Origin of the sequence: Pseudomonas sp. NY11955 (assembly GCF_048068035.1) — a bacterium.
Lineage (GTDB): Bacteria > Pseudomonadota > Gammaproteobacteria > Pseudomonadales > Pseudomonadaceae > Aquipseudomonas.
Genome location: NZ_JBLUPS010000005.1, coordinates 151,985 through 172,331, shown reverse-complemented (window position 1 = coordinate 172,331; position 20,347 = coordinate 151,985). Strand labels below are relative to the sequence as shown.

The 20,347-nt window shown below is 61.9% G+C and carries 22 protein-coding genes and 1 other RNA gene; 7 read left to right on the top strand and 16 right to left on the bottom strand.

Annotation, left to right across the window (positions count from 1 at the left end; all coding sequences use genetic code 11):
- Positions 1–3 precede the first annotated feature (3 nt).
- The 9 genes from mraY to rsmI all read right to left on the bottom strand — a co-directional run bounded on the left by mraY (position 4) and on the right by rsmI (position 8,996).
- Positions 4–1,086 carry a phospho-N-acetylmuramoyl-pentapeptide-transferase gene (mraY, locus tag ACNFBR_RS11670; protein WP_003251852.1) on the bottom strand — a complete coding sequence of 361 codons (1,083 nt, stop codon included), beginning with the start codon at positions 1,084–1,086 and terminating at the stop codon, positions 4–6.
- Positions 1,086–2,453 (bottom strand): UDP-N-acetylmuramoyl-tripeptide--D-alanyl-D-alanine ligase, encoded by a 1,368-nt coding sequence (locus tag ACNFBR_RS11665; RefSeq protein ID WP_416735048.1) that lies wholly within the window; start codon positions 2,451–2,453, stop codon positions 1,086–1,088. The genes mraY and ACNFBR_RS11665 overlap by 1 nt, the downstream gene beginning before the upstream one ends.
- The gene (locus ACNFBR_RS11660; RefSeq protein WP_416735047.1) at positions 2,446–3,936 is read right to left on the bottom strand and encodes a UDP-N-acetylmuramoyl-L-alanyl-D-glutamate--2,6-diaminopimelate ligase; all 1,491 of its coding nucleotides are present in this window, start codon (positions 3,934–3,936) and stop codon (positions 2,446–2,448) included. Before ACNFBR_RS11660 ends, ACNFBR_RS11665 begins: the two co-directional genes overlap by 8 nt.
- Complete coding sequence (locus tag ACNFBR_RS11655; RefSeq protein ID WP_416735253.1) at positions 3,933–5,681, bottom strand: peptidoglycan D,D-transpeptidase FtsI family protein; 1,749 nt, start codon at positions 5,679–5,681, stop codon at positions 3,933–3,935. Before ACNFBR_RS11655 ends, ACNFBR_RS11660 begins: the two co-directional genes overlap by 4 nt.
- Positions 5,681–5,974, bottom strand: coding sequence for a cell division protein FtsL (gene ftsL / locus ACNFBR_RS11650; RefSeq protein ID WP_003260787.1), 294 nt, complete (start codon positions 5,972–5,974; stop codon positions 5,681–5,683). Before ftsL ends, ACNFBR_RS11655 begins: the two co-directional genes overlap by 1 nt.
- A complete protein-coding gene (gene rsmH, locus ACNFBR_RS11645; RefSeq protein WP_133975282.1) occupies positions 5,971–6,918 on the bottom strand; it encodes a 16S rRNA (cytosine(1402)-N(4))-methyltransferase RsmH in 948 nt (315 codons plus the stop codon). Before rsmH ends, ftsL begins: the two co-directional genes overlap by 4 nt.
- The gene (gene mraZ / locus ACNFBR_RS11640; protein ID WP_004575120.1) at positions 6,915–7,370 is read right to left on the bottom strand and encodes a division/cell wall cluster transcriptional repressor MraZ; all 456 of its coding nucleotides are present in this window, start codon (positions 7,368–7,370) and stop codon (positions 6,915–6,917) included. Before mraZ ends, rsmH begins: the two co-directional genes overlap by 4 nt.
- A gap of 308 nt (positions 7,371–7,678) precedes the next feature.
- Positions 7,679–8,053, bottom strand: an RNA gene (gene rnpB, locus ACNFBR_RS11635) — RNase P RNA component class A.
- A gap of 67 nt (positions 8,054–8,120) precedes the next feature.
- The gene (gene rsmI, locus ACNFBR_RS11630; protein WP_416735046.1) at positions 8,121–8,996 is read right to left on the bottom strand and encodes a 16S rRNA (cytidine(1402)-2'-O)-methyltransferase; all 876 of its coding nucleotides are present in this window, start codon (positions 8,994–8,996) and stop codon (positions 8,121–8,123) included.
- 186 nt (positions 8,997–9,182) lie between these two features.
- Here rsmI and ACNFBR_RS11625 point away from each other — a divergent pair, with 186 nt between their 5' ends.
- From ACNFBR_RS11625 to ACNFBR_RS11605, 5 genes are all read left to right on the top strand, one after another.
- The gene (locus ACNFBR_RS11625; protein WP_416735045.1) at positions 9,183–11,000 is read left to right on the top strand and encodes a penicillin-binding protein activator; all 1,818 of its coding nucleotides are present in this window, start codon (positions 9,183–9,185) and stop codon (positions 10,998–11,000) included.
- On the top strand, positions 11,000–11,371 hold the full coding sequence (locus ACNFBR_RS11620; protein WP_416735044.1) for a YraN family protein: 372 nt from the start codon (positions 11,000–11,002) through the stop codon (positions 11,369–11,371). The genes ACNFBR_RS11625 and ACNFBR_RS11620 overlap by 1 nt, the downstream gene beginning before the upstream one ends.
- An 86-nt stretch (positions 11,372–11,457) precedes the next feature.
- Positions 11,458–12,051 carry a phosphoheptose isomerase gene (locus ACNFBR_RS11615; protein WP_012274070.1) on the top strand — a complete coding sequence of 198 codons (594 nt, stop codon included), beginning with the start codon at positions 11,458–11,460 and terminating at the stop codon, positions 12,049–12,051.
- Positions 12,048–12,626: a BON domain-containing protein gene (locus ACNFBR_RS11610; protein ID WP_012274071.1), complete on the top strand. Its 579-nt coding sequence runs from the start codon at positions 12,048–12,050 to the stop codon at positions 12,624–12,626. The genes ACNFBR_RS11615 and ACNFBR_RS11610 overlap by 4 nt, the downstream gene beginning before the upstream one ends.
- Before the next feature lie 122 nt (positions 12,627–12,748).
- A complete protein-coding gene (locus ACNFBR_RS11605) occupies positions 12,749–12,967 on the top strand; it encodes a YgdI/YgdR family lipoprotein (RefSeq protein WP_012274072.1) in 219 nt (72 codons plus the stop codon).
- 51 nt (positions 12,968–13,018) lie between these two features.
- Here the strand turns inward: ACNFBR_RS11605 and ACNFBR_RS11600 are convergent, their stop codons facing one another.
- The 7 genes from ACNFBR_RS11600 to rplM form a co-directional block, all read right to left on the bottom strand.
- On the bottom strand, positions 13,019–13,450 hold the full coding sequence (locus ACNFBR_RS11600) for a ClpXP protease specificity-enhancing factor (protein WP_416735043.1): 432 nt from the start codon (positions 13,448–13,450) through the stop codon (positions 13,019–13,021).
- Between the two features lie 10 nt (positions 13,451–13,460).
- Positions 13,461–14,084: a glutathione S-transferase N-terminal domain-containing protein gene (locus tag ACNFBR_RS11595; protein ID WP_416735042.1), complete on the bottom strand. Its 624-nt coding sequence runs from the start codon at positions 14,082–14,084 to the stop codon at positions 13,461–13,463.
- 117 nt (positions 14,085–14,201) lie between these two features.
- Positions 14,202–14,981: a cytochrome c1 gene (locus ACNFBR_RS11590; protein WP_012274075.1), complete on the bottom strand. Its 780-nt coding sequence runs from the start codon at positions 14,979–14,981 to the stop codon at positions 14,202–14,204.
- Complete coding sequence (locus ACNFBR_RS11585; protein ID WP_003251825.1) at positions 14,981–16,192, bottom strand: cytochrome b; 1,212 nt, start codon at positions 16,190–16,192, stop codon at positions 14,981–14,983. The genes ACNFBR_RS11590 and ACNFBR_RS11585 overlap by 1 nt, the downstream gene beginning before the upstream one ends.
- Positions 16,192–16,785: a ubiquinol-cytochrome c reductase iron-sulfur subunit gene (gene petA / locus ACNFBR_RS11580; RefSeq protein WP_003251823.1), complete on the bottom strand. Its 594-nt coding sequence runs from the start codon at positions 16,783–16,785 to the stop codon at positions 16,192–16,194. The genes ACNFBR_RS11585 and petA overlap by 1 nt, the downstream gene beginning before the upstream one ends.
- A 262-nt stretch (positions 16,786–17,047) precedes the next feature.
- Positions 17,048–17,440 (bottom strand): 30S ribosomal protein S9, encoded by a 393-nt coding sequence (gene rpsI, locus ACNFBR_RS11575; RefSeq protein ID WP_003260797.1) that lies wholly within the window; start codon positions 17,438–17,440, stop codon positions 17,048–17,050.
- Between the two features lie 14 nt (positions 17,441–17,454).
- Complete coding sequence (gene rplM, locus ACNFBR_RS11570) at positions 17,455–17,883, bottom strand: 50S ribosomal protein L13 (protein ID WP_003251819.1); 429 nt, start codon at positions 17,881–17,883, stop codon at positions 17,455–17,457.
- A gap of 258 nt (positions 17,884–18,141) precedes the next feature.
- Between rplM and ACNFBR_RS11565 the strand changes: the two genes are divergently transcribed.
- The gene (locus ACNFBR_RS11565) at positions 18,142–19,182 is read left to right on the top strand and encodes an NADP(H)-dependent aldo-keto reductase (protein WP_416735041.1); all 1,041 of its coding nucleotides are present in this window, start codon (positions 18,142–18,144) and stop codon (positions 19,180–19,182) included.
- 189 nt (positions 19,183–19,371) lie between these two features.
- Complete coding sequence (locus tag ACNFBR_RS11560) at positions 19,372–20,292, top strand: GlxA family transcriptional regulator (RefSeq protein ID WP_416735252.1); 921 nt, start codon at positions 19,372–19,374, stop codon at positions 20,290–20,292.
- Positions 20,293–20,347 lie beyond the last annotated feature (55 nt).

Sequence of the window (20,347 nt, the reverse complement as noted above, 5' to 3'; positions counted from 1 at the left end):
CATCTACCTCAGTTTCAGGGTTGCAAGGCCGATCAGCACCAGGATCACGGTGATGATCCAGAAGCGGACGATCACCCGTGGCTCTGGCCAGCCCTTGAGTTCAAAGTGGTGGTGGATCGGCGCCATGCGGAACACGCGCTTGCCGGTCAGCTTGAAGGAGGCGACCTGGATCACCACCGACAGGGTTTCCACAACGAAGATGCCACCCATGATGAACAGCACGATTTCCTGGCGCACGATCACCGCGATGGTGCCCAGCGCGGCGCCCAGCGCCAGCGCGCCGACGTCACCCATGAACACTTGTGCCGGGTAGGTGTTGAACCACAGGAAGCCCAGGCCGGCACCGATCAGCGCGCCGCAGAACACGATCAGCTCGCCCGAACCCGGCACGTAGGGGATCAACAGGTATTCGGCGAACTTCACGTTACCCGACAGGTAGCAGAAGATGCCCAGCGCGCCGCCAACCATCACCGTCGGCATGATTGCCAGGCCGTCGAGGCCATCGGTGAGGTTGACCGCGTTACTGGAGCCGACGATGACGAAGTAGGTCAGCACCACGAAGCCGACACCCAGCGGAATGGTGACATCCTTGATGAACGGCAGGATCAGGGTGGTCTCGACGCTGGTTGGCGCGGTCTTGTACAGGAACACCGCCGCCGCCAGGCCGAACACCGACTGCCAGAAGTACTTCCAGCGGCTCGGCAGGCCACGCGAGTTCTTTTCGATCACCTTGCGGTAGTCATCGACCCAGCCGATGGCACCGAACGCCAGGGTGACGATCAGCACGACCCAGACATAACGGTTGCTCAGGTCCGCCCACAGCAGGGTGCTGACGGCGATGGCAGACAGGATCAGCGCGCCACCCATGGTCGGGGTGCCGGACTTGGACAGGTGCGATTGCGGGCCGTCGTTACGCACGGCCTGGCCGATCTGGCGAATTTGCAGGGTACGGATCATCCACGGCCCCAGCCACAGTGCCAGGGACAACGCGGTCAGCACACCCAGAATCCCGCGCAGGGACAGGTACTGGAAGACCGCGAAGCCTTTGTGGAACTGTTGCAGATACTCGGCCAACAGCAGCAGCATTAATGTTTCTCCCCGCTGGCACCGCACAATGCCGCCACGACGTTTTCCATCGCAGCGCTGCGCGAGCCCTTGATCAAGATAGTGGTGTCGCTGGCGCTCTCGGCGCTAACCGCGTCGATCAGCTCAGCTTGTGTAGCGAAATGGCGGCCATTGGCGCCGAACGCCTTGACCGCATGTGTCATGTTGGAACCCACTGCGTACAGGGCGTCGACCTTGCCACGCGCGTAGTCACCCACCTGACGGTGGCCTTCTTCCGCCCATTGCCCCAATTCGCCGATATCCCCAAGCACCAGGACGGTGCGTCCGGAAAAGCCGGCGAGTATATCAATGGCCGCGCACATGGAGGTGGGATTTGCGTTGTAACTGTCGTCGATGACCCGTACCCCGTTCGGCGCAATCTGTGCCACGGTACGGCCCTTGACCGGTTGCACGGCAGCCAGGCCGGCGGCGATACCGCTCAGGCTCAGACCAACGGCATGCGCAGCGGCGGCGGCGGCCAGGGCATTGCTGACGTTGTGCTCACCCAACACATTGAGTTGCACGTCTACCGTTTCACCGGCGCCATGCAGCTTGAACGACGGGCAGCCACGGGCATCGCGACCGATATCCGTGGCATGGAAATCGGCCTTCGCGTTGCTGCGCGCGAAACTGACAACCTTGTGCTCACCGGCGCGCGCCTGCCAGATGGCAAAGGCTTTGTCGTCCAGGTTGAGGATGGCGATACCGCCCTCACCCAGGCCTTCGAGAATCTCGCCCTTGGCTTCGACGATTTTCTCCGGGCCGCCGAACTCGCCAACGTGGGCGGTACCGGCGTTGTTGATGATGACCACCTGAGGTTTGGTCAGGCCGACGGTGTAGCGGATTTCGCCAATACGCGAAGCGCCCAGTTCGATCACTGCCGCGCTGTGTTCAGGGGCGATCTCCAACAGGGTCAGCGGTGCACCGAGGTCGTTGTTCAAGTTGCCGCGGGTAGCGTGCACCAGGCCACGGGTACGCAGGATGCTGGCGAGCATTTCCTTGACCGTGGTCTTGCCACTGGAACCGGTAATGGCCACCACCGGCTTGTCGAAGGCGGCGCGGTTCAAGGCGCCAAGTTGGCCAAGGGCCAGACGGCAGTCGGCCACCAGCAGTTGCGGCAGGTCGACATCGGCCACTTCACGCTCTACCAAGGCCGCTACTGCGCCTTTGGCCTTCACATCGGCCAGGTAGTCATGGCCATCGAAACGCGGGCCGGCTAGGGCGACGAACAGCTGCCCGGCGCCGACACTGCGGCTATCGATGCTGACGCCGTTGAACGTGGCGTCGCCACCGATTTGTCGACCACCCAGTGCTGTGGTCAGCTGGCTGAGTGAAAACGGCTTAAGCATGTGGCGCCTCCCAGGCTGCAAGTGCCTTGTCGGCCTCGGTCAAATCGGAGAAATCATGGTGCTCGCCATTGATCTCCTGGTAATCCTCGTGCCCTTTGCCGGCCAGCACGATCACGTCGTCGGCAGCGGCGGTGGCAATCAAGTGCGCGATGGCCTGGCCACGACCGGCAACGAACTCGACCGCGTCAGGCTTGGCAAAGCCGGGGCGAATATCGTCGAAGATGCGCAGCGGGTCTTCAGTACGCGGGTTGTCGTCGGTGACCAGCACGCGATCGGCCAGGCGCTCTGCCACTTCGGCCATCAGCGGGCGCTTGCCGCGATCACGGTCGCCACCGCAGCCGAACAGGCACAGCAGCTTGCCGTGCGCGTGCGGACGCAGGGCTTCAAGCACTTTCTCAAGGGCGTCCGGGGTGTGGGCGTAATCGACCACCACCAGCGGCTTGTCGCCACCACCCAGGCGCTGCATACGGCCTACCGGCCCCTGCAGTTGCGGGGTGACCTCGAGGATTTCGTCCAGCGCATAGTCCAGCGCCAGCAGGGTCGCGACGGCGGCGAGCATGTTGCTCAGGTTGAAGCGGCCCAGCAGTTGGCTGCGCAGGATACGCTCACCTTGGGCGGTGACGATGGTCGCGCGCACGCCATCGTCACTGAACGCGGCCTGGCGGCAGAACAGCGAGGCATCCGGGTTTTCCAGGCTGTAGCTCAGCAGCCGGGTGTCGATGTGATCGACACTTGGGCGGCGGGCAAAGTCGGCGGCCAGACGACGACCGAAGGCGTCATCCAGGTTGACCACCTGGCAACGCAGGCTCGGCCAGGCGAACAGCTTGGCCTTGGCTGCTTCATAGGCCTCCATGCTGCCGTGGTAGTCGAGGTGGTCGCGAGACAAATTGGTCATCACCGCGATGTCGAACTCCAGCGCGGCAACCCGGCCTTGCTCCAGGGCATGCGAGGAAACCTCCATGGCCACGGCCTTGGCGCCACCTTTCTTGAGGTCGTTGAGCGTCGACTGCACGGCGATCGGGTCGGGCGTGGTCAGGCGGCCGCTCTGCAGCTCGCCGTAGAAGCCGGTCCCCAGGGTGCCGATCAGGCCGCAACGCTGGCCGAGCAGGTCGAGTGCCTGGGCTACCAGTTGGGTAACGCTGGTCTTGCCGTTGGTACCGGTCACCCCCACCAGGTTCAGCTGGCGGCTGGGCTCGCCATAAAAGCGCCCGGCAATATCCGACAGCTGAGCGATCAGGCCCTTGACCGGAATCAGCGGCACTTCGGTCAGCGGCAGCACGGTGGCGCCCTGCTCTTCATAAGCAACGGCTGCGGCGCCACGGGCCAAGGCATCGGCGATATGCTCGCGGCCATCGACCTTGGCACCTGGCACTGCCAGGAACAGGTCACCCGGGCGTACATTGCGGCTGTCCAGGGTCAGTTCACGAATCAGCGGATCACGGCTGGCGTGGGCGAAAAGTTTGCTTAATGGCATTGTCATCATCCACGCCCTCCCTTGGCGGCTGCTGCATTGACTTGCGATTGCACGGCGGGTGCCGCGGGTGCGGGTGGCGGCAGGTTGTCTGGCGGCACGTTCATCAGGCGCAGGGTGCCGGACATGACCTTGCTGAACACCGGCGCCGAGACCAGGCCACCGAAGTAACCACCCTTACCCGGCTCATCGATGACCACCACGATCGCGTAGCGCGGGTCGCTCATTGGCCCGAAGCCGGCGAACAGCGAGCGGTAGGCGTTTTCGGTGTAGCCCTTGGAACCCACGGTGGCTTTACGCGCGGTACCGGACTTGCCGGCCACGTGATAGAACGGCACCTGGGCACGGAACACGCCACGCGGCGCTTCAATCACCTGCTGCAGCATGCCCTGAACGGTTTCGGCGGTTTCCTTCGGAATCGCCTGCACGGCTTCCGGAGCCTTGTCGACCTTGATGATCGACAGCGGCACCATCTTGCCGTCGTTGGCCAGTGCCGCGTAGGCATGCACCAGTTGCAGGGCCGTCACCGACACGCCATAGCCATAGGAAAGGGTCGCGGTCTCGGCCTTGCGCCACTCGCGGTGGTTGGGCAGGTTGCCGACGCGCTCGCCCGGGAAGCCAAGGCCGGTGTACTGGCCCAGGCCAACCTGGGACATGACGCGGTAGATGGCCTCGCCGCCGATATCGAAGGCGATCTTGCTCATGCCGACGTTACTGGAGTTGATCAGGATGCCGGTCAGGTCGAGGATCGGGCCCTCGCTGCGCGACACGTCCTTGATCGTATAGCGACCGATCTGCAGGCTGCCTGGGTACACCTCGACCTTGTCGGTCGGCTTCCAGCGGCCGCTCTGCAGCGCCGCGCTCATGGAAATCGGCTTGACCGTGGAGCCTGGCTCGAACACGTCGATGATCGCCCGGTTACGCATGGCTGCCGGGAACATGCTGCGGCGGTTGTTGGGGTTGTAGGTGGGCTGGTTGACCATGGCCAGCACCTCACCGGTCTTGACGTCCATGATCACCAGGCTGCCGGCCTTGGCGTCCTGTTCGGCAATGGCGTTGCGCAGCTCGCGGGTAGCCAGGTATTGCAGGCGCAGGTCTATCGACAACGCCAAGGTCTTCCCGGCCTTGGCGTTCTTGGTTACCTGGATGTCCTTGATCAGCCGACCGCGCCGGTCCTTGATCACCTGGCGCTTGCCGGGCACACCGGCCAGCCACTCGTCATAGGCCAGCTCCACCCCTTCGCGACCGTGGTCGTCGAGGTCGGTAAAGCCGACCATGTGGGCGGTGACATCACCGGCCGGGTAGAAGCGGCGGAATTCTTCCAGGCCGTACACACCGGGCACTTTCAGGTCGAGCACGTGCTGGCCCTGCTCCGGGGTCAGGCCACGGACCAGGTAGATGAACTCTTTGTTGGCCTGTTGAGTCAGGCGCTCGATCAGCTGCTGCGGGTTTTGCCCCAGTGCCGCGGCCAGTTGCGGCCAGCGCTCCTTGGAGGCTTGCATTTCCTTGGGGTTGGCCCACAGCGTGGTAACCGGGGTGCTCACGGCCAATGGCTCGCCGTTGCGGTCGGTAATCAAGCCGCGGTGCGCCGGGATCGGGATGTGGCGCAGGCTGCGCGCATCGCCCTGGCCCTTGAGGAAGTCACGGTCAACCACCTGCAGGTCGATGATGCGCCAGCAGATGGCACCCACCATGATCGCCAGCAAGCCGATCACCACGCGGAAGCGCCACGGGTAGAGTGCGCCTTCGAGCTTCATCATGGCGCCACCATCCGCACTTCGTCAGCCGACGGCACGCGCATTTTCAATTGCTCGGAAGCCAGGTTCTCGATACGGCTGGCGGCGGTCCAGGTGCTCTGTTCAAGAATCAGCCGACCCCATTCGGCCTGGGCCTTGTCGCGCTCGTTCAACTCGCCGTACAAGGTGTTGAGCAATTGGCGGTTCCAGTGCGCGCTATAGGAAACGGCAATGGCCGAAACCAGCACAGCGACGAACAGCAGAAGCATCAGGAAGCTTCCGCCTGGCAAAGGCTTGGCAAATAGCCTGCTCACCGCAACTTCTCCGCCACGCGCATCACGGCGCTACGCGACCGTGGATTGGCCTTGAGTTCGGCTTCGGAGGCGAACTGGGCCTTGCCGATGAGCTTGATTTTCGGTTCGAAGACCTTGTGCTGTACCGGCAGGTTGCGTGGCAGGTTATCGGCCTCGCCCTTCACCAGTTTGCGCATGAACAGCTTGACGATACGGTCTTCCAGCGAGTGGAAACTGATGACCGCCAGGCGGCCCCCGACCTCGAGCGCATCGAGTGCGGCCTCAAGGCCTGTCTCAAGGTCGCCCAACTCGTTGTTGACGTGAATGCGCAGGCCCTGGAAGGCACGGGTAGCCGGGTTTTTACCCTTTTCCCAGGCCGGGTTGGCCACCTTGAGCACTTCCGCCAGGTCGGCGGTACGGGTGAACGGCTGTTTTTCGCGGCGCTCGACCACGGCTCGCGCCATGCGCCCGGCGAAGCGTTCCTCGCCGTACTCCTTGAAGACGCGGGCGATTTCTTCCACCGGCGCGGTGGCGATGAACTCCGCGGCACTGATGCCCTGGTCCGGGTTCATGCGCATGTCCAGCGGGCCATCATTGAGGAAGCTGAAACCACGCTCGGGGTCGTCCAGCTGCGGCGAGGACACGCCCAGGTCCAGCAGCACGCCACTGACCTTGCCGTGCAGGCCGCGCTCGGCCACTTCCGCGCCCAACTCGGCAAAGCTGCGTTGCACAATGACAAAGCGGCCGTCTTCGGCCGCCAGCGCTTGCCCCGTGGCAATCGCCTGTGGATCTTTGTCGAAGCCCAACAGCCGCCCTTGCGGCCCGAGCTTGCTGAGTATCAGCCGGCTGTGTCCGCCACGGCCGAACGTGCCGTCCAGATAGCAACCGTCGGCGCGCAGGGCCAATGCCTCGACGGCTTCGTCGAGCAGGACGGTGATGTGGTTGAAGCCGCTATCTATGGTCACAGGATCAGGTCACGCAATTCGTCGGGCATGGCGCCCGGTTGTTGAATAGCTGCAAGGTCGGCTGCCGAAACCGCGTTCCAGGCATCTTCATCCCACAGCTGGAATTTGTTCAGTTGCCCCACCAGCATCGCCTTCTTGTCGAGCTTGGCGTACTCACGCAGGCGGGGCGGCACCAGAAAACGACCACTGCCATCGAGCTCCAGGTCAACCGCATTGCCAATCAGCAAACGCTGCAGGCGACGGTTTTCCTCACGCAACGATGGCAAGGCACGCAACTTGGCTTCTATCTGTTCCCACTCATCGAGGGGATAAACACACAAGCAGGGGTCAACGGCGTCGATGGTCACGATTAGCTGACCATTGCAACGCGAATCGAGCTCGTCACGGTACCGGCTCGGCATGGCGAGACGGCCCTTGGCATCGAGGCTGACGGCGTTGGCTCCGCGGAACACGGCTGCGATTCCCCACAATGTTAGCTTTTTTGTGTCAGAAAACCCACTTCATCCCACTTTCTGCCACTTGCGCACACTATAGGAATCCGCCCGCGGCACCGTCAAGGCACGTTCATAAGGAAAAGCCTTACAGGACCGAGATTTAGCGCAATAAGGGAATGGGGAAGGACTGCCAAAGAGAAAAAAACACGAGAAAAATCAAACCCACTCAAGCGAATGGAGTTCAAAGTTAAAGTGATTTATCAAGAGTAAGATTTTTTCGGTATTACCAGAGAGGATCTGCTACCGATTCAAGCAGGGAAGGAAAGGTGGAGAGTCGATCTGTAAGCCGGGTTTTGTCGAGGACAGTCATTCCTCTACGACGGCCATCACTGGACGCCTCTAGCAACCTACCCGGTTCCGACGCGGGCCACGCCTGATGGAACCCTATTTGGTCTTGCTCCGAGTGGGGTTTACCTAGCCACGCACTGTTGCCAGCCGTGCGGTGCGCTCTTACCGCACCTTTTCACCCTTACCGGCACCGAAGTGCTTAGGCGGTTATTTTCTGTGGCACTTTCCGTAGGCTCGCGCCTCCCAGGCGTTACCTGGCACTCTGCCCTATGGAGCCCGGACTTTCCTCCCCCTGCTGCTCACACAACAAAAGTTGCGGAACAAAAGCAGGCAGCGACTGTCCGATCGACTCTCCGCCGCCAAGGTTACCGGCACGCGCGCACAAGAACAAGCGATACCGGCATTTATATCAAAGTGCCACTATTCAGCCTTCTGTTTTTCCAGGGCAAGTTGATACAACAGGTTCTTGCGCACCCCGGTAATTTCCGCGGCAAGTGCCGCCGCCCGCTTCAGCGGCAACTCGGCCAACAGCAGGTCAAGCACACGCTGTGCCTCGGCACTGATGGCCTGCTCGCCCTCTGGTGCGCTCCAGCCGCCCACCAGCACCACGCATTCACCGCGCTGCTGGTTGCTGTCGCCGGCAACGAATGCACGCAGCTCAGCCAGCGGCAAGCCCTTCAGAGTCTCGAAAGTCTTGGTCAGCTCGCGCGCCAGCAATGCCGGGCGGTCACCACCGAATACCGCTTCCATGTCTTCAAGGCACTCCAGGATTCGGTGCGGCGCTTCATAGAAGATCAGCGTACGCGGCTCTTCCTTTACCTGCTCCAGACGCGCCCGTCGCCCTGCTTGCTTGGCTGGCAGGAAGCCTTCGAAGATAAAGCGGTCCGATGGCAGGCCGGCTGCCGATAGCGCAGCGATCAAGGCACAGGCGCCCGGCACCGGCACCACGTTCACACCTGCAGCCCGCGCCTGACGCACCAGGTGGTAACCCGGGTCGGAAATCAGCGGCGTACCGGCATCGGAAACCAGCGCCACATTCTCGCCAGCCAGCAGTTTGGTGAGAAAACGCCCGCCCTCATCACGCTCGTTGTGTTCATGACAGGCCGCCAGCGGCGTATCGATGCCAAAGTGCTGTAACAGGCGAATCGAATGACGGGTGTCTTCGGCGGCGATCAGTGCCACGTCCGCCAGCACCTTCAGCGCTCGCGCGCTCATGTCGTCGAGGTTGCCGATGGGGGTTGCCACCACATACAGCGTCCCCACCGTGGATTTCGAAGCCCCTGCCACATCAGTCACTGCGCACACCTGTCATTTGGATCAAAGGCGCCATTGTAGCCCGAGCGCCCGCAACAGGGCGCAAAGAACTTCGCCGGCGATCAGCGACAAGCCGCCTATAGTGAAGGATCGACACAGCAACATCGCGCCCCGGCCAGTGCTTGGGTACAATTGCCGGCCAACTTGATCGAGTAACAGGACCTTTACATGATCGCTTGCCTGCGGCTGCTCACAGCCCTCTGCCTTGCTGCCCTGCTGGCAGCCTGCGCCAGCTCGCCCTCATCCAGCCTGGGCGAACTGCCACGCACCCCGGACGCCAGCATCGAGCAACTGCTCGAAAAGGCCGCTTCCAGCAAGTCCGCTGAAGACGCCGCCCTGCTGCGCCTGAGCGCGGCCGACCTGGCCTACAAGCAGAAGGACTTCCCACGCGCCGCACGCATTCTCGAGCAGGTCCCGCTGGACACTCTCAAGCCGGCCCAACAGGTTTTCGCCAGCACCCTCGCGGCCGAGCTGGCCATGAGCCGCAACCAGCCCAAGGCAGCCCTTACCGCCCTGGCCCACCCGAGCCTGCAGCGCCTTGCCGAGCTACCAGCAGAACAGCAAGCACGCACCTACAACGTGCACGCCGCCGCTCTCGAAGCCGACGGCCAGACCTTGGCCGCCGCACAGCAGCGCGTCTTGCTGGCCCCGCTGCTGAGCGGCCAGGCCGCCAGCGCCAACAATGATGCCATCTGGGCTTTGGTTGCCTCGCTGCCGGCAGAACAACTGCAGCAGCCAGCCAGCGATCAGACCCTGGCCGGCTGGACCAGCCTGGCCTTCGCCGTGAAAAGCGCCGGCACCCTGGTGCAGCAGCAAGCGGCTATCGAGGCCTGGGTCAAACAGCACCCGGACCACCCTGCCGCCCAGCACCTGCCGTTGGCGCTAACCAAGCTCAAGGAGCTGGCCAGCCAACCGCTGACCAAGATCGCCCTGCTGCTGCCTCAGGAGGGCCCGCTGGCCGGTGTTGCCCGCGCCCTGCGTGATGGCTTCATGGCCGCCCACTTCCAGGCCCAGCAAGCCGGCCAGCCGGCACCTGCCGTGCAGGTGTTCGACAGCTCGCGCATCGGCTCGCTCGATGACTTCTATCGCCAGGCCCAGGCCGCCGGCGTGCAACTGGTCATCGGCCCGCTGGAAAAACCGCTGGTGAAGCAACTGGCCGCCAAACCGCAATTGCCTATTACCACCCTGGCTCTGAACTACGCCGACGCCGGCCAGAAAGCCCCGCCGCAACTGTTCCAGTTCGGCCTGGCGGCCGAAGACGAAGCCCGCGAAGTGGCCCGCCGCGCCCGCGCCGACGGCATGGTCCGCGCCGTGGCCCTGGTGCCGAGCGGTGAATGGGGTGACCGCGTCCTAGCCGCCTTCCGCCAGGACTGGGAAGGCAATGGTGGCACCCTGCTTGCCGCCGAGCGCATCGCCCAGCCGGTCGCCCTGGCCCAGCAAATTGCCGACCTGTTCCAGCTGCGCCAGAGCGAAGGCCGCGCCAAGAGCCTGCAAAGCACGGTAGGCGGCAGCATCGCCGCACAACCGTCGCGCCGTCAGGACATCGACTTCATCTTCCTCGCCTCGACCCCACAGCAGGCCCAACAGATCAAGCCAACACTGAACTTCCAGTACGCCGGTGACGTACCGGTCTACGCCACCTCGAACCTGTACAGCGCCAGCGGTGACGTCAACCAGTACAACGACATGAACGGCATCCGCTTCTGCGAAACGCCGTGGCTGCTCGACACCAGCAACAGCCTGCGTCAGCAGGTGGTGCAGCAGTGGCCGCAAGCTGCTGGCAGCCTGGGCCGCCTGTACGCCATGGGCGTCGATGCCTACAGCCTGGCGCCACGCCTGGGCCAGCTCAAAGCGCTGCCGGACAACCGCGTCCTGGGCCTTTCGGGCAGCCTGAGCATCAACGCCAACCAACGCGTCGAGCGCCAGCTGCCATGGGCCGAGTTTGCCGGCGGCCAGGTCAAGCGCCTGCCTGACACTGCCCGTTGATGGCTGCAGCATCGCCTACCAGCGCCGGGCAAGCAGCAGAAACCCAGGCCCTTGAGTACCTTCAGGGGCAAGGCCTGCAGCTGCTGGCGCGCAACTGGCGATGCAAAGGCGGTGAGCTTGATCTGGTCATGCTCGACGCCGATACAGTAGTATTCGTCGAAGTCCGCTACCGGTTGCACGCGGGCTTCGGAGGCGCCCTCGCCAGTATCGACGGGCGCAAGCAGAAACGGTTGGTGCTTGCCGCCAGCCTGTTCCTGCAGAAGGAGCCCCACTGGGGCAACCACCCCTGCCGCTTCGACGTAGTCGCCCTGCAGGGCAGCCACCATGCAGGCAGACCGCTTCAATGGCTGAAAAACGCCTTCGAATGCTGAACCCACTTCGTTTTTTTTGCTCTATGTTTCGCGGGCTGGTCGTTGTTGCGCGTAGCAAAGGCCACCGCCCCACTTAAGGTCACCAGATGGACATGCAATCCCGAATTCGCCGGCTGTTTCAGGCCAGCATCGATACCAAGCAACAGGCAATGGACATCCTGGCACCGCACATCGAGCAGGCCAGCCTGGTCATGGTCAATGCGCTGCTCAACGAGGGCAAGATGCTCGCCTGTGGCAACGGCGGCTCGGCCGGCGATGCCCAGCACTTCTCCTCGGAGCTGCTCAACCGCTTCGAGCGGGAACGCCCGAGCCTGCCGGCCATCGCACTGACCACCGACAGCTCTACCCTGACCTCGATCGCCAACGACTACAGCTACAACGAAGTCTTTTCCAAGCAGATTCGCGCCTTGGGCCAGCCCGGCGACGTTCTGCTGGCGATCTCCACCAGCGGCAACTCGGCCAACGTGATTCAAGCGATCCAGGCCGCACATGACCGCGAAATGATTGTCGTAGCATTGACTGGCCGCGACGGCGGCGGCATGGCTTCGCTGCTGCTGCCCGAAGACGTGGAAATCCGCGTGCCTTCGACGGTTACCGCGCGCATCCAGGAAGTCCACCTGCTGGCGATCCACTGCCTATGCGATCTGATCGACAGCCAACTGTTCGGGAGTGAAGAATGACCCCTATGCGCCTCGGCCTGATGGCCCTGACCTTGTGCCTGAGCGTTACCGGTTGCAGCTCGGTACTGACCTCCACCCGCAATTCGCCGATCGAGGACGACCGTGGTACACGCACCATCGGCAGCAAGATCGACGACTCGCTGATCGAGACCAAGGCCGCCGTGAACATTTCCAAGGCCAACCCAGACCTGGACAAGGGCTCGCACATCGTCGTCAGCAGCTACAACGGCATCGTCCTGCTGGCCGGCCAGACTCCGCGCGCAGACCTCAAGAGCCTGGCCGAGCAAACCGCCAGCCAGGTGCAGCGGGTAAAGAAAGTGCACAACGAGCTGCAGGTGATGCAGCCCTCCTCCATCTTGGCGCGCAACAATGACGCCTGGCTGACCACCAAGATCAAGACCCAGATGCTGACCGACAATGCCGTGCCCAGCTCGCGCATCAAGGTGATTACCGAAAACGGCATCGTCTACCTGCTTGGCCTGGTCACCCAGCAAGAGGCCAACTCGGCCACTGCCGTGGTGCAGGGCGTGTCGGGCGTGCAGAAGATCGTCAAGCTGTTCGAGTACATCGACTGACCCACCGGCCTCTTCGCGGCTAAAGCCGCCCCTACAAGGGTACGCTACACCCTGCAGGAGCGGCTTCAGCCGCGAAGAGGCCGGCACAGACAACATCTTTCAAGAAACCCAGGAAACACCGCATGAAAAAGCTTCTGCTGCCCGCCCTGCTGATCGGCACCTTCGCCACCCTGGCCGGCTGCTCCACCCCAAGCCTGATCACCCTCAACGATGGCCGTGAAATTCAGGCAGTCGACGCACCGAAGTTCGACCGCGATGCCGGCTTCTACGAGTTCCAGCAACTCGACGGCAAGCGCACCCGCATCAACAAGGACCAGGTACGCACCATCAGCGACCTGTAACCCAAGTTTGGCGACAAAGAAAAAGGCGATCCGGTTGGATCGCCTTTTTTGTTACTTGACCACTTTCAGGCTTGGTCGACCGGTCGGACGCGGCGGCTGGCCACCGCCTTCTGGCGGGCCATCGTCATCCGGCTGTACATCATCGTCTTCAAGGTCGTCGCCATCGATCGACGGCGATTCCAACTCGAAGACCATGCCCTGGCCATTCTCACGAGCGTAGATGCCTAGGATGGCACCAACCGGCACGAACAGCGAGTGGGCCACACCACCGAAACGGCCCTCGAAGCTGACCGCATCGTTGTCCATGTGCAGGCTGCGCACGGCACTTGGCGAGATATTCAAGACGATCTGGCCATCACTGGCGAAACCATCCGGCACCTGAACTTTCGGGAATTCGGCATTGACCAGCATATGGGGCGTGCAATCGTTGTCGACGATCCACTCGTACAGTGCTCGAACCAGATAGGGGCGACTGGAGTTCATCAACGGCTCCTTAAAGCTTGCGCATTTCACGTTCTACGGAGGACAGGCTCGCCTGGAAAGGCTCGCGGGCGAACTGGCGCTCCATGTAATCCAGCAGCGGCTTGGCTTGCCGCGGCAACTCGATACCCAACACCGGCAAACGCCAGAGTATGGGCAATAGACAGCAATCGACCAGGCTTTGCTCATCACTCATGAAGCAGGCGAACTCGCTGAACAATGGCGAAACCCCGGTCAGGCTTTCGCGCAAGGCCTTGCGCGCCTCGGCTCGGGCAGCGTCTTTACTGCGCGGGTCGAGTACGGTATCAGCCAAGGCACACCAGTCGCGCTGGATGCGGTGCATCAGCAAACGGCTATTGCCGCGCGCAACCGGGTACACCGGCATCAGCGGCGGGTGCGGGTAACGCTCCTCGAGGTATTCCATCACCACGGTCGATTCGTACAACGCCAAATCACGGTCGACCAGGGTCGGCACGCTGCCATAAGGGTTGACCTCGACCAGCTTGGGCGGCAGTCGACCAGGGTCGACATCGATGACCTGCACGCTGACACCCTTCTCGGCCAGCACCAGGCGAACCCGATGAGAATAGTGATCAGCGGGATCGGAATAGCAGGCTAACCTGTTGGTTGCGCCCATGTAGCGGCTCCTCGCACGGGATGCTTGTGCAACTGTAAATGAAAACGCGCCCGGGGCGCCCTGGCATTACTGCCAAGGCGCCCCGGGCGCGTTCAACAACCAGAAACTACTGCGTGATCAGTGCACGTCCTTCCAGTATTCACGCTTGAGCAAGTAGGCGAATACGAAGAAGAAAGCCAGGTACAGCAACACATAGGTACCAATGCGCTGGCTTTCCAGTTTGACCGGGTTGGCCGAATAGGCCAGGAAGGTCACCAGGTTCTTGACCTTCTCGTCGAACTGCTCGGTGGTCAGGGTACCGGATTTCGGCGTGATGGTCAGCTGGTCACAGGCTTCGTGGGTGATCGGGCTGCCGGTCAACGGGTCGAATTGCTTCTTGCCATCGGTCACCGTCTGCACCTGCTTGCAACCAATCACCTGGTTACCCTGCAGACCGACCAGCACGTTAGGCATACCAACGTTCGGGAACACCTTGTTGTTCACGCCATAGGGCCGCGATGGGTCCTCGTAGAAGCTGCGCAGGTAGGTGTACAACCAGTCGGTACCCCGCACACGAGCCACCAGGGTCAGGTCGGGCGGCGCGGCACCGAACCAGGTCTTGGCGTCGCTGGGCTTCATGCCGATCTGCATGTGGTCACCGATCTTGGCACCGGTGAACACCAGCTTCTCCAGCATCAGCTCGTGCGGGATGCCCAGGTCATCGGCCACCCTCTCGTAACGCTGGAACTTGGCACTGTGGCAACCCATGCAATAGTTGGCAAAGGTACGCGCACCGTCCTGCATGGCGGCCTTGTCGGTCAGGTCGATATCGGCCTTGTCCAGTTCCAGGCCGTGTTCGGCAGCGAAGGAAAAGGCAGGCATCACTGCCAGCAAAAATACTGCAATCAACTTTTTCATCAGCCAGTCACCCTTTCCGGAACCGGTTTGGTCTTCTCGAGCCTTGTGTAGAACGGCATCAGCAGGAAGTAGGCGAAGTACAGCACCGTGCATACCTGCGACAGCAAGGTACGCCCAGGTGTCGGCGCCAGTACGCCCAGCACGCCGAGAATGACGAAGGCTACGCAGAACACCAGCAGGAAGACCTTGCTGATCCAGCCCTTGTAACGCATGGAGCGTACCGGGCTGCGGTCAAGCCAGGGCAGTACGAAGAGCACGGCGATGGCCGCACCCATGGCGATGACCCCCATCAGCTTGTCAGGCACCGCACGCAGGATTGCGTAGAACGGTGTGAAGTACCACACAGGCGCGATGTGCTCCGGTGTCTTGAACGCGTTAGCCTGCTCGAAGTTCGGCTTCTCCAGGAAATAACCACCCATTTCCGGGAAGAAGAACACCACGGCGCAGAACACGAACAGGAATACCACGACGCCGACTATGTCCTTGACGGTGTAGTACGGGTGGAACGGAATGCCGTCCAGCGGAATGCCGTTTTCGTCCTTTTTCTTCTTGATGTCGACGCCATCGGGGTTGTTCGACCCCACTTCGTGCAGGGCGAGGATATGCAGCACCACCAGGCCAAGAATCACGATTGGCAGGGCAACCACATGCAGGGCGAAGAAGCGGTTCAGGGTGATGCCCGAGATCAGGTAGTCACCACGGATCCACTGGGTGAGGTCGTCACCAATCACCGGGATGGCACCGAACAGCGAGATGATCACCTGGGCGCCCCAGTACGACATCTGCCCCCACGGCAGCAAGTAGCCCATGAACGCTTCAGCCATCAGCGCCAGGTAGATCAGCATGCCGAACAGCCAGACCAGCTCGCGTGGCTTCTGGTAGGAGCCGTAGAGCAGGCCACGGAACATGTGCAGGTAGACCACGATGAAGAACGCGGACGCACCGGTGGAGTGCAGGTAGCGCAAGATCCAGCCGTATTCCACGTCACGCATGATGTACTCGACCGAGGCGAACGCCTCTTCTGCCGAGGGCGTGAAGCTCATCGTCAGCCACACACCCGTGACGATCTGGTTGACCAGCACCAACAATGCCAGGGAGCCGAAGAAGTACAGGAAGTTGAAGTTCTTGGGCGCGTAATACTTGCTCAGATGGTCTTCCCACATCTTGGTGGCGGGGAAGCGAGCATCAATCCAGTCCATGAACTTGCTCATCATGCGTTCTCCTGGTCGACGCCAATGACGATGATCTCGTCCGACTCGTAAGAGTGCGGTGGCACGGGCAGGTTGAGAGGCGCCGGCTGCGACTTGTAGACACGGCCAGCCAGGTCGTAGTGGGAGCCGTGGCACGGGCAGAAGTAGCCACCTACCCATTTCGGGCCGAGGTCGGCGGGCGCCACTTCCGGGCGGAAAGTGGGCGAGCAGCCCAGGTGCGTGCACAGACCGACGAGAATGAGGATTTCCGGTTTGATCGAGCGAACCTCAGGGTCGACATAGGCCGGTTGGACCGAGGCCTTGGACTCTGGGTCGGACAGGTCACCGGTGATCTTTTTCAGGTTGCCGAGGATTTCCTCCGTTCGCCGCACGATGAACACGGGCTGGCCACGCCACTCGGCCACCATCTGCTGCCCGGCCTCGACCTTGGCAATATTGACCTTCACCGGTGCACCCGCGGCTTTCGCCTTGGCACTGGGAAACCATGACCCCACGAACGGTACCGCAGCCCCCACTGCTCCCGCTGCCCCGACCACGGATGTCGCGGCTACGAGGAAGCGGCGCCGGCCTGCGTTGACGCCGTCATTGCTCATTCAGTCCTCTCCCATCAGCTTGCTTGGCCTGTTGAACCAGGCTTGTACTTAGGTTGTGTCAATGGCACTAAAAATTGGCCGCCATGGTAAGAAACAAATCCACACACTGACAAGGTGATTACCCCGGCTAGGGCCATAACCCGCGCTTTGCTTGATCTGCGTCTATGCGACAAGCGGCCACTGACATGCTGACAGGTTAGTTCAAGCCAAAAAAAAAGCCCGGTTCCAAGGAACCGGGCTTTTTTCGACTGCCGAAGCGGTATTAACGCTTGGAGTACTGAGGACGCTTACGCGCTTTACGCAGACCCACTTTCTTACGCTCAACTTCACGAGCGTCGCGGGTGACGTAGCCAGCACGACGCAGAGCGCCACGCAGGGTTTCGTCGTATTCCATCAGAGCGCGGGTGATACCGTGACGGATCGCACCGGCTTGACCGCTGACACCACCACCGGAAACGGTGACGTAGATGTCGAACTTCTCAACGGTTTCGGTCAGCTCGAGTGGCTGGCGAACAACCATGCGAGCGGTTTCGCGACCGAAGAACACGTCCAGAGAACGGTTGTTGATGGAAATGTTACCAGTACCCGGACGCAGGAATACGCGAGCGGTTGCGGTCTTGCGACGGCCAGTGCCGTAATTTTGAGTCGCCGACATAATGAACTATCCCGTTAGATCTTCAGTTCTTGAGGCTGCTGAGCAGTGTGTGGGTGAGCAGCACCCGCGTACACTTTCAGCTTGCGGTACATGTCGCGACCCAGCGGGTTCTTAGGCAGCATGCCTTTGACCGCGGTTTCGATAACACGCTCAGGGGCCTTGGCGATCAACTTCTCGAAGTTGATTTCCTTGATACCGCCCGGGAAGCCGGAGTGGGAGTAGTACATTTTGTCGGAAGACTTGGCACCAGTCACACGAACCTGCTCGGCGTTGATAACGACGATGTAGTCGCCGGTGTCAACGTGAGGGGTGTATTCTGGTTTGTGTTTGCCACGCAGACGGGTAGCGATTTCGGTAGCCAGACGACCCAGGGTCTGGCCAGCGGCGTCGACTACGAACCACTCGCGCTTTACTGTTTCCGGTTTAGCAGTAAAAGTTTTCATTCTCTAAAGCCTCAGAGGCCGCCCAGCGAAAAATAGACGGCGAATCTTACTGGATAGTGCACAGCTTGCCAAGGGCAAGCGCGCAGCCGAACACTGACGCTTTTGGGGGCTCGGGTCGGGCACGCCAATGTTCGACGGGGTTCTTCCTGCGTGATGGTGCATCACTTCCGCCACGCGGAGAGGGCCTGAATTATCCAGATTGCGCGAAAAATTTCAACCTGCTTTGATGGCATTCTATTGCCAAGGAGTCTCCAACCGATGGAATACCGCCAGCTCGGCCGTACCGACCTCAACGTCAGCGCCCTTTGCCTGGGCACCATGACCTGGGGTGAACAGAACGTTGAGGCCGAAGCCTTCGAACAGATTGCCCGGGCCAAGGCCGCCGGGGTCAACTTCATCGACACCGCCGAGATGTACCCGGTGCCACCGCGCCCGGAAACCTATGCGGCCACCGAACGCATCATCGGCAACTGGTTGCGCGCCAATGGTGATCGCGACGACTGGGTCCTGGCCAGCAAGGTCGCCGGCCCCGGCAACGGCATCAGCCACATCCGCGACGGCCAGCTCAAGCACAACCGCCAGCACATCGTCGCGGCACTGGATGAGAGCCTCAAACGCCTGCAGACCGACCGCATCGACCTTTACCAGTTGCACTGGCCGGAGCGCAGCACCAACTTCTTCGGCAAGCTGGGCTACCAGCACCTGCCTCAAGACCATTTCACCCCGCTGGAAGAAACCCTCGAAGCGCTCGACGAGCAGGTGCGCGCAGGCAAGATCCGCCACGTTGGCCTGTCCAACGAAACGCCGTGGGGCACCATGAAGTTCCTGCAGCTGGCCGAAAGCCGTGGCTGGCCGCGGGCGGTGTCGATCCAGAACCCGTACAACCTGCTCAACCGCAGCTTCGAGGTAGGCCTGGCGGAAGTGGCCATCCGCGAGCAATGCGGCCTGCTGGCCTATTCGCCGCTGGCCTTCGGCATGCTCTCGGGCAAGTACGAGAACGGCGCACGGCCTGACAACGCACGCCTGACCCTGTTCAGCCGCTTTGCCCGCTACTCCAACCCACAGACCGTGGCGGCCTGCAGCCGTTACGTGCAACTGGCCCGCGAGCACGGCCTGGATCCGGCGCAGATGGCCTTGGCGTTCGTCACCCGGCAGCCGTTCGTGACCAGCAACATCATCGGCGCCACCAGCCTGGAGCAGCTGGACAGCAACCTGGCCAGCCTCGAGCTGAACCTGAGCGACGAACTGCTGGCAGCAATCGAAGCGATTCACCAGGAGCAGCCAAACCCGGCGCCTTGAGCCGCAAGGGGCCGCTGCCCGGCCCCTCTGTTACATGGGGTAGACACAATCGCCAAAAAATAAGACGATCCAGCCGGTGATTGACCACTCTACCCTATAAGAACAATGACAATGATGTTTACCCAACCCTCCGCGTCGCTGCGGCGCGTCAGCATCCTGGCCATTGACAAGGTGTTTGCTTCGACCTTGATGCAGGCCAAGGATTTCTTCCACCTCGCCAGCCTGCGCTACAGCAAGCAGCTGGGCCTGGGCTTGCAGCCCATGTTCGACATCCGCCTGGTGAGCCCCGACGGCCAGCCCGTGGACAGCTTCAGCAATGTGCAGCTACCGGTCGACGGTGGCCTGGACGACGCCGATGTGATCATCCTCCCAGCCTACTGGGACGACTTCGACAACCTGTTGCAACGTTATCCACAGGTGTTGCCGTGGCTGCGTGAGCAGCACGCGCGCGGCGCGGTGCTTTGCGCCGAAGCCAGTGGCGTGTTCTGGCTGGCCGAATCCGGCCTGCTCGATGGCAAGGAAGCGACCACCTACTGGCGCTTCTTCAGCAGCTTTGCCGAGCGCTTCCCGAAGATCCGCCTGAACCAGGACAAGCACCTGACCGACGCCGACAATATCTATTGCGCCGGCGGTGCGACTTCGGCCTGCGACCTGTACATCTACCTGATCGAGCGCTTCTGCGGCGCCAACGTGGCCCGTGCGGTGTCCCGCGACATCCTCTACGAAGTACAGCGCAACTACACCCCAGGGCGCATGGGCTTTGGCGGGCAGAAGCTGCACCAGGACCTGATCATCCTGCAGATCCAGCACTGGCTGGAGGAACACTTCGCCGACAAGTTCCGCTTCGAGGATGTGGCCCGCAACCACGGCATGAGCATCCGCAACTTCATGCGCCGCTTCCAGGGCGCGACGGGTGACAAGCCGCTGCACTACCTGCAACGGCTACGCATCGAGACCGCCAAGGGGTTGCTGTCGAGTACGCGCAAGAGCATCAAGACCATCAGTTACGAGGTCGGTTACGACGATGCCAGTTTCTTTGCGCGGCTGTTCCGCCAGCACACCGAGCTGTCACCGAACCAGTATCGGCAGCAGTTCATGCAAGAGGCTTGAGGGCTGTCGGGCTGCTTTGCAGCCATTCGCGGCACAAGGCCGCTCCTACAGGGGG

Excerpts from the sequence above, each read along its gene's own strand:
- mraY (WP_003251852.1), bottom strand. The coding sequence starts at position 1,086 with ATGCTGCTGCTGTTGGCCGAGTATCTGCAACAGTTCCACAAAGGCTTC.
- ACNFBR_RS11665 (WP_416735048.1), bottom strand. The coding sequence starts at position 2,453 with ATGCTTAAGCCGTTTTCACTCAGCCAGCTGACCACAGCACTGGGTGGT.
- ACNFBR_RS11660 (WP_416735047.1), bottom strand. The coding sequence starts at position 3,936 with ATGATGACAATGCCATTAAGCAAACTTTTCGCCCACGCCAGCCGTGAT.
- ACNFBR_RS11655 (WP_416735253.1), bottom strand. The coding sequence starts at position 5,681 with ATGAAGCTCGAAGGCGCACTCTACCCGTGGCGCTTCCGCGTGGTGATC.
- ACNFBR_RS11625 (WP_416735045.1), top strand. The coding sequence starts at position 9,183 with ATGATCGCTTGCCTGCGGCTGCTCACAGCCCTCTGCCTTGCTGCCCTG.
- ACNFBR_RS11620 (WP_416735044.1), top strand. The coding sequence starts at position 11,000 with ATGGCTGCAGCATCGCCTACCAGCGCCGGGCAAGCAGCAGAAACCCAG.
- ACNFBR_RS11615 (WP_012274070.1), top strand. The coding sequence starts at position 11,458 with ATGGACATGCAATCCCGAATTCGCCGGCTGTTTCAGGCCAGCATCGAT.
- ACNFBR_RS11610 (WP_012274071.1), top strand. The coding sequence starts at position 12,048 with ATGACCCCTATGCGCCTCGGCCTGATGGCCCTGACCTTGTGCCTGAGC.
- ACNFBR_RS11605 (WP_012274072.1), top strand. The coding sequence starts at position 12,749 with ATGAAAAAGCTTCTGCTGCCCGCCCTGCTGATCGGCACCTTCGCCACC.
- ACNFBR_RS11600 (WP_416735043.1), bottom strand. The coding sequence starts at position 13,450 with ATGAACTCCAGTCGCCCCTATCTGGTTCGAGCACTGTACGAGTGGATC.
- ACNFBR_RS11595 (WP_416735042.1), bottom strand. The coding sequence starts at position 14,084 with ATGGGCGCAACCAACAGGTTAGCCTGCTATTCCGATCCCGCTGATCAC.
- ACNFBR_RS11590 (WP_012274075.1), bottom strand. The coding sequence starts at position 14,981 with ATGAAAAAGTTGATTGCAGTATTTTTGCTGGCAGTGATGCCTGCCTTT.
- ACNFBR_RS11585 (WP_003251825.1), bottom strand. The coding sequence starts at position 16,192 with ATGAGCAAGTTCATGGACTGGATTGATGCTCGCTTCCCCGCCACCAAG.
- petA (WP_003251823.1), bottom strand. The coding sequence starts at position 16,785 with ATGAGCAATGACGGCGTCAACGCAGGCCGGCGCCGCTTCCTCGTAGCC.
- rpsI (WP_003260797.1), bottom strand. The coding sequence starts at position 17,440 with ATGTCGGCGACTCAAAATTACGGCACTGGCCGTCGCAAGACCGCAACC.
- rplM (WP_003251819.1), bottom strand. The coding sequence starts at position 17,883 with ATGAAAACTTTTACTGCTAAACCGGAAACAGTAAAGCGCGAGTGGTTC.
- ACNFBR_RS11565 (WP_416735041.1), top strand. The coding sequence starts at position 18,142 with ATGGAATACCGCCAGCTCGGCCGTACCGACCTCAACGTCAGCGCCCTT.
- ACNFBR_RS11560 (WP_416735252.1), top strand. The coding sequence starts at position 19,372 with ATGCAGGCCAAGGATTTCTTCCACCTCGCCAGCCTGCGCTACAGCAAG.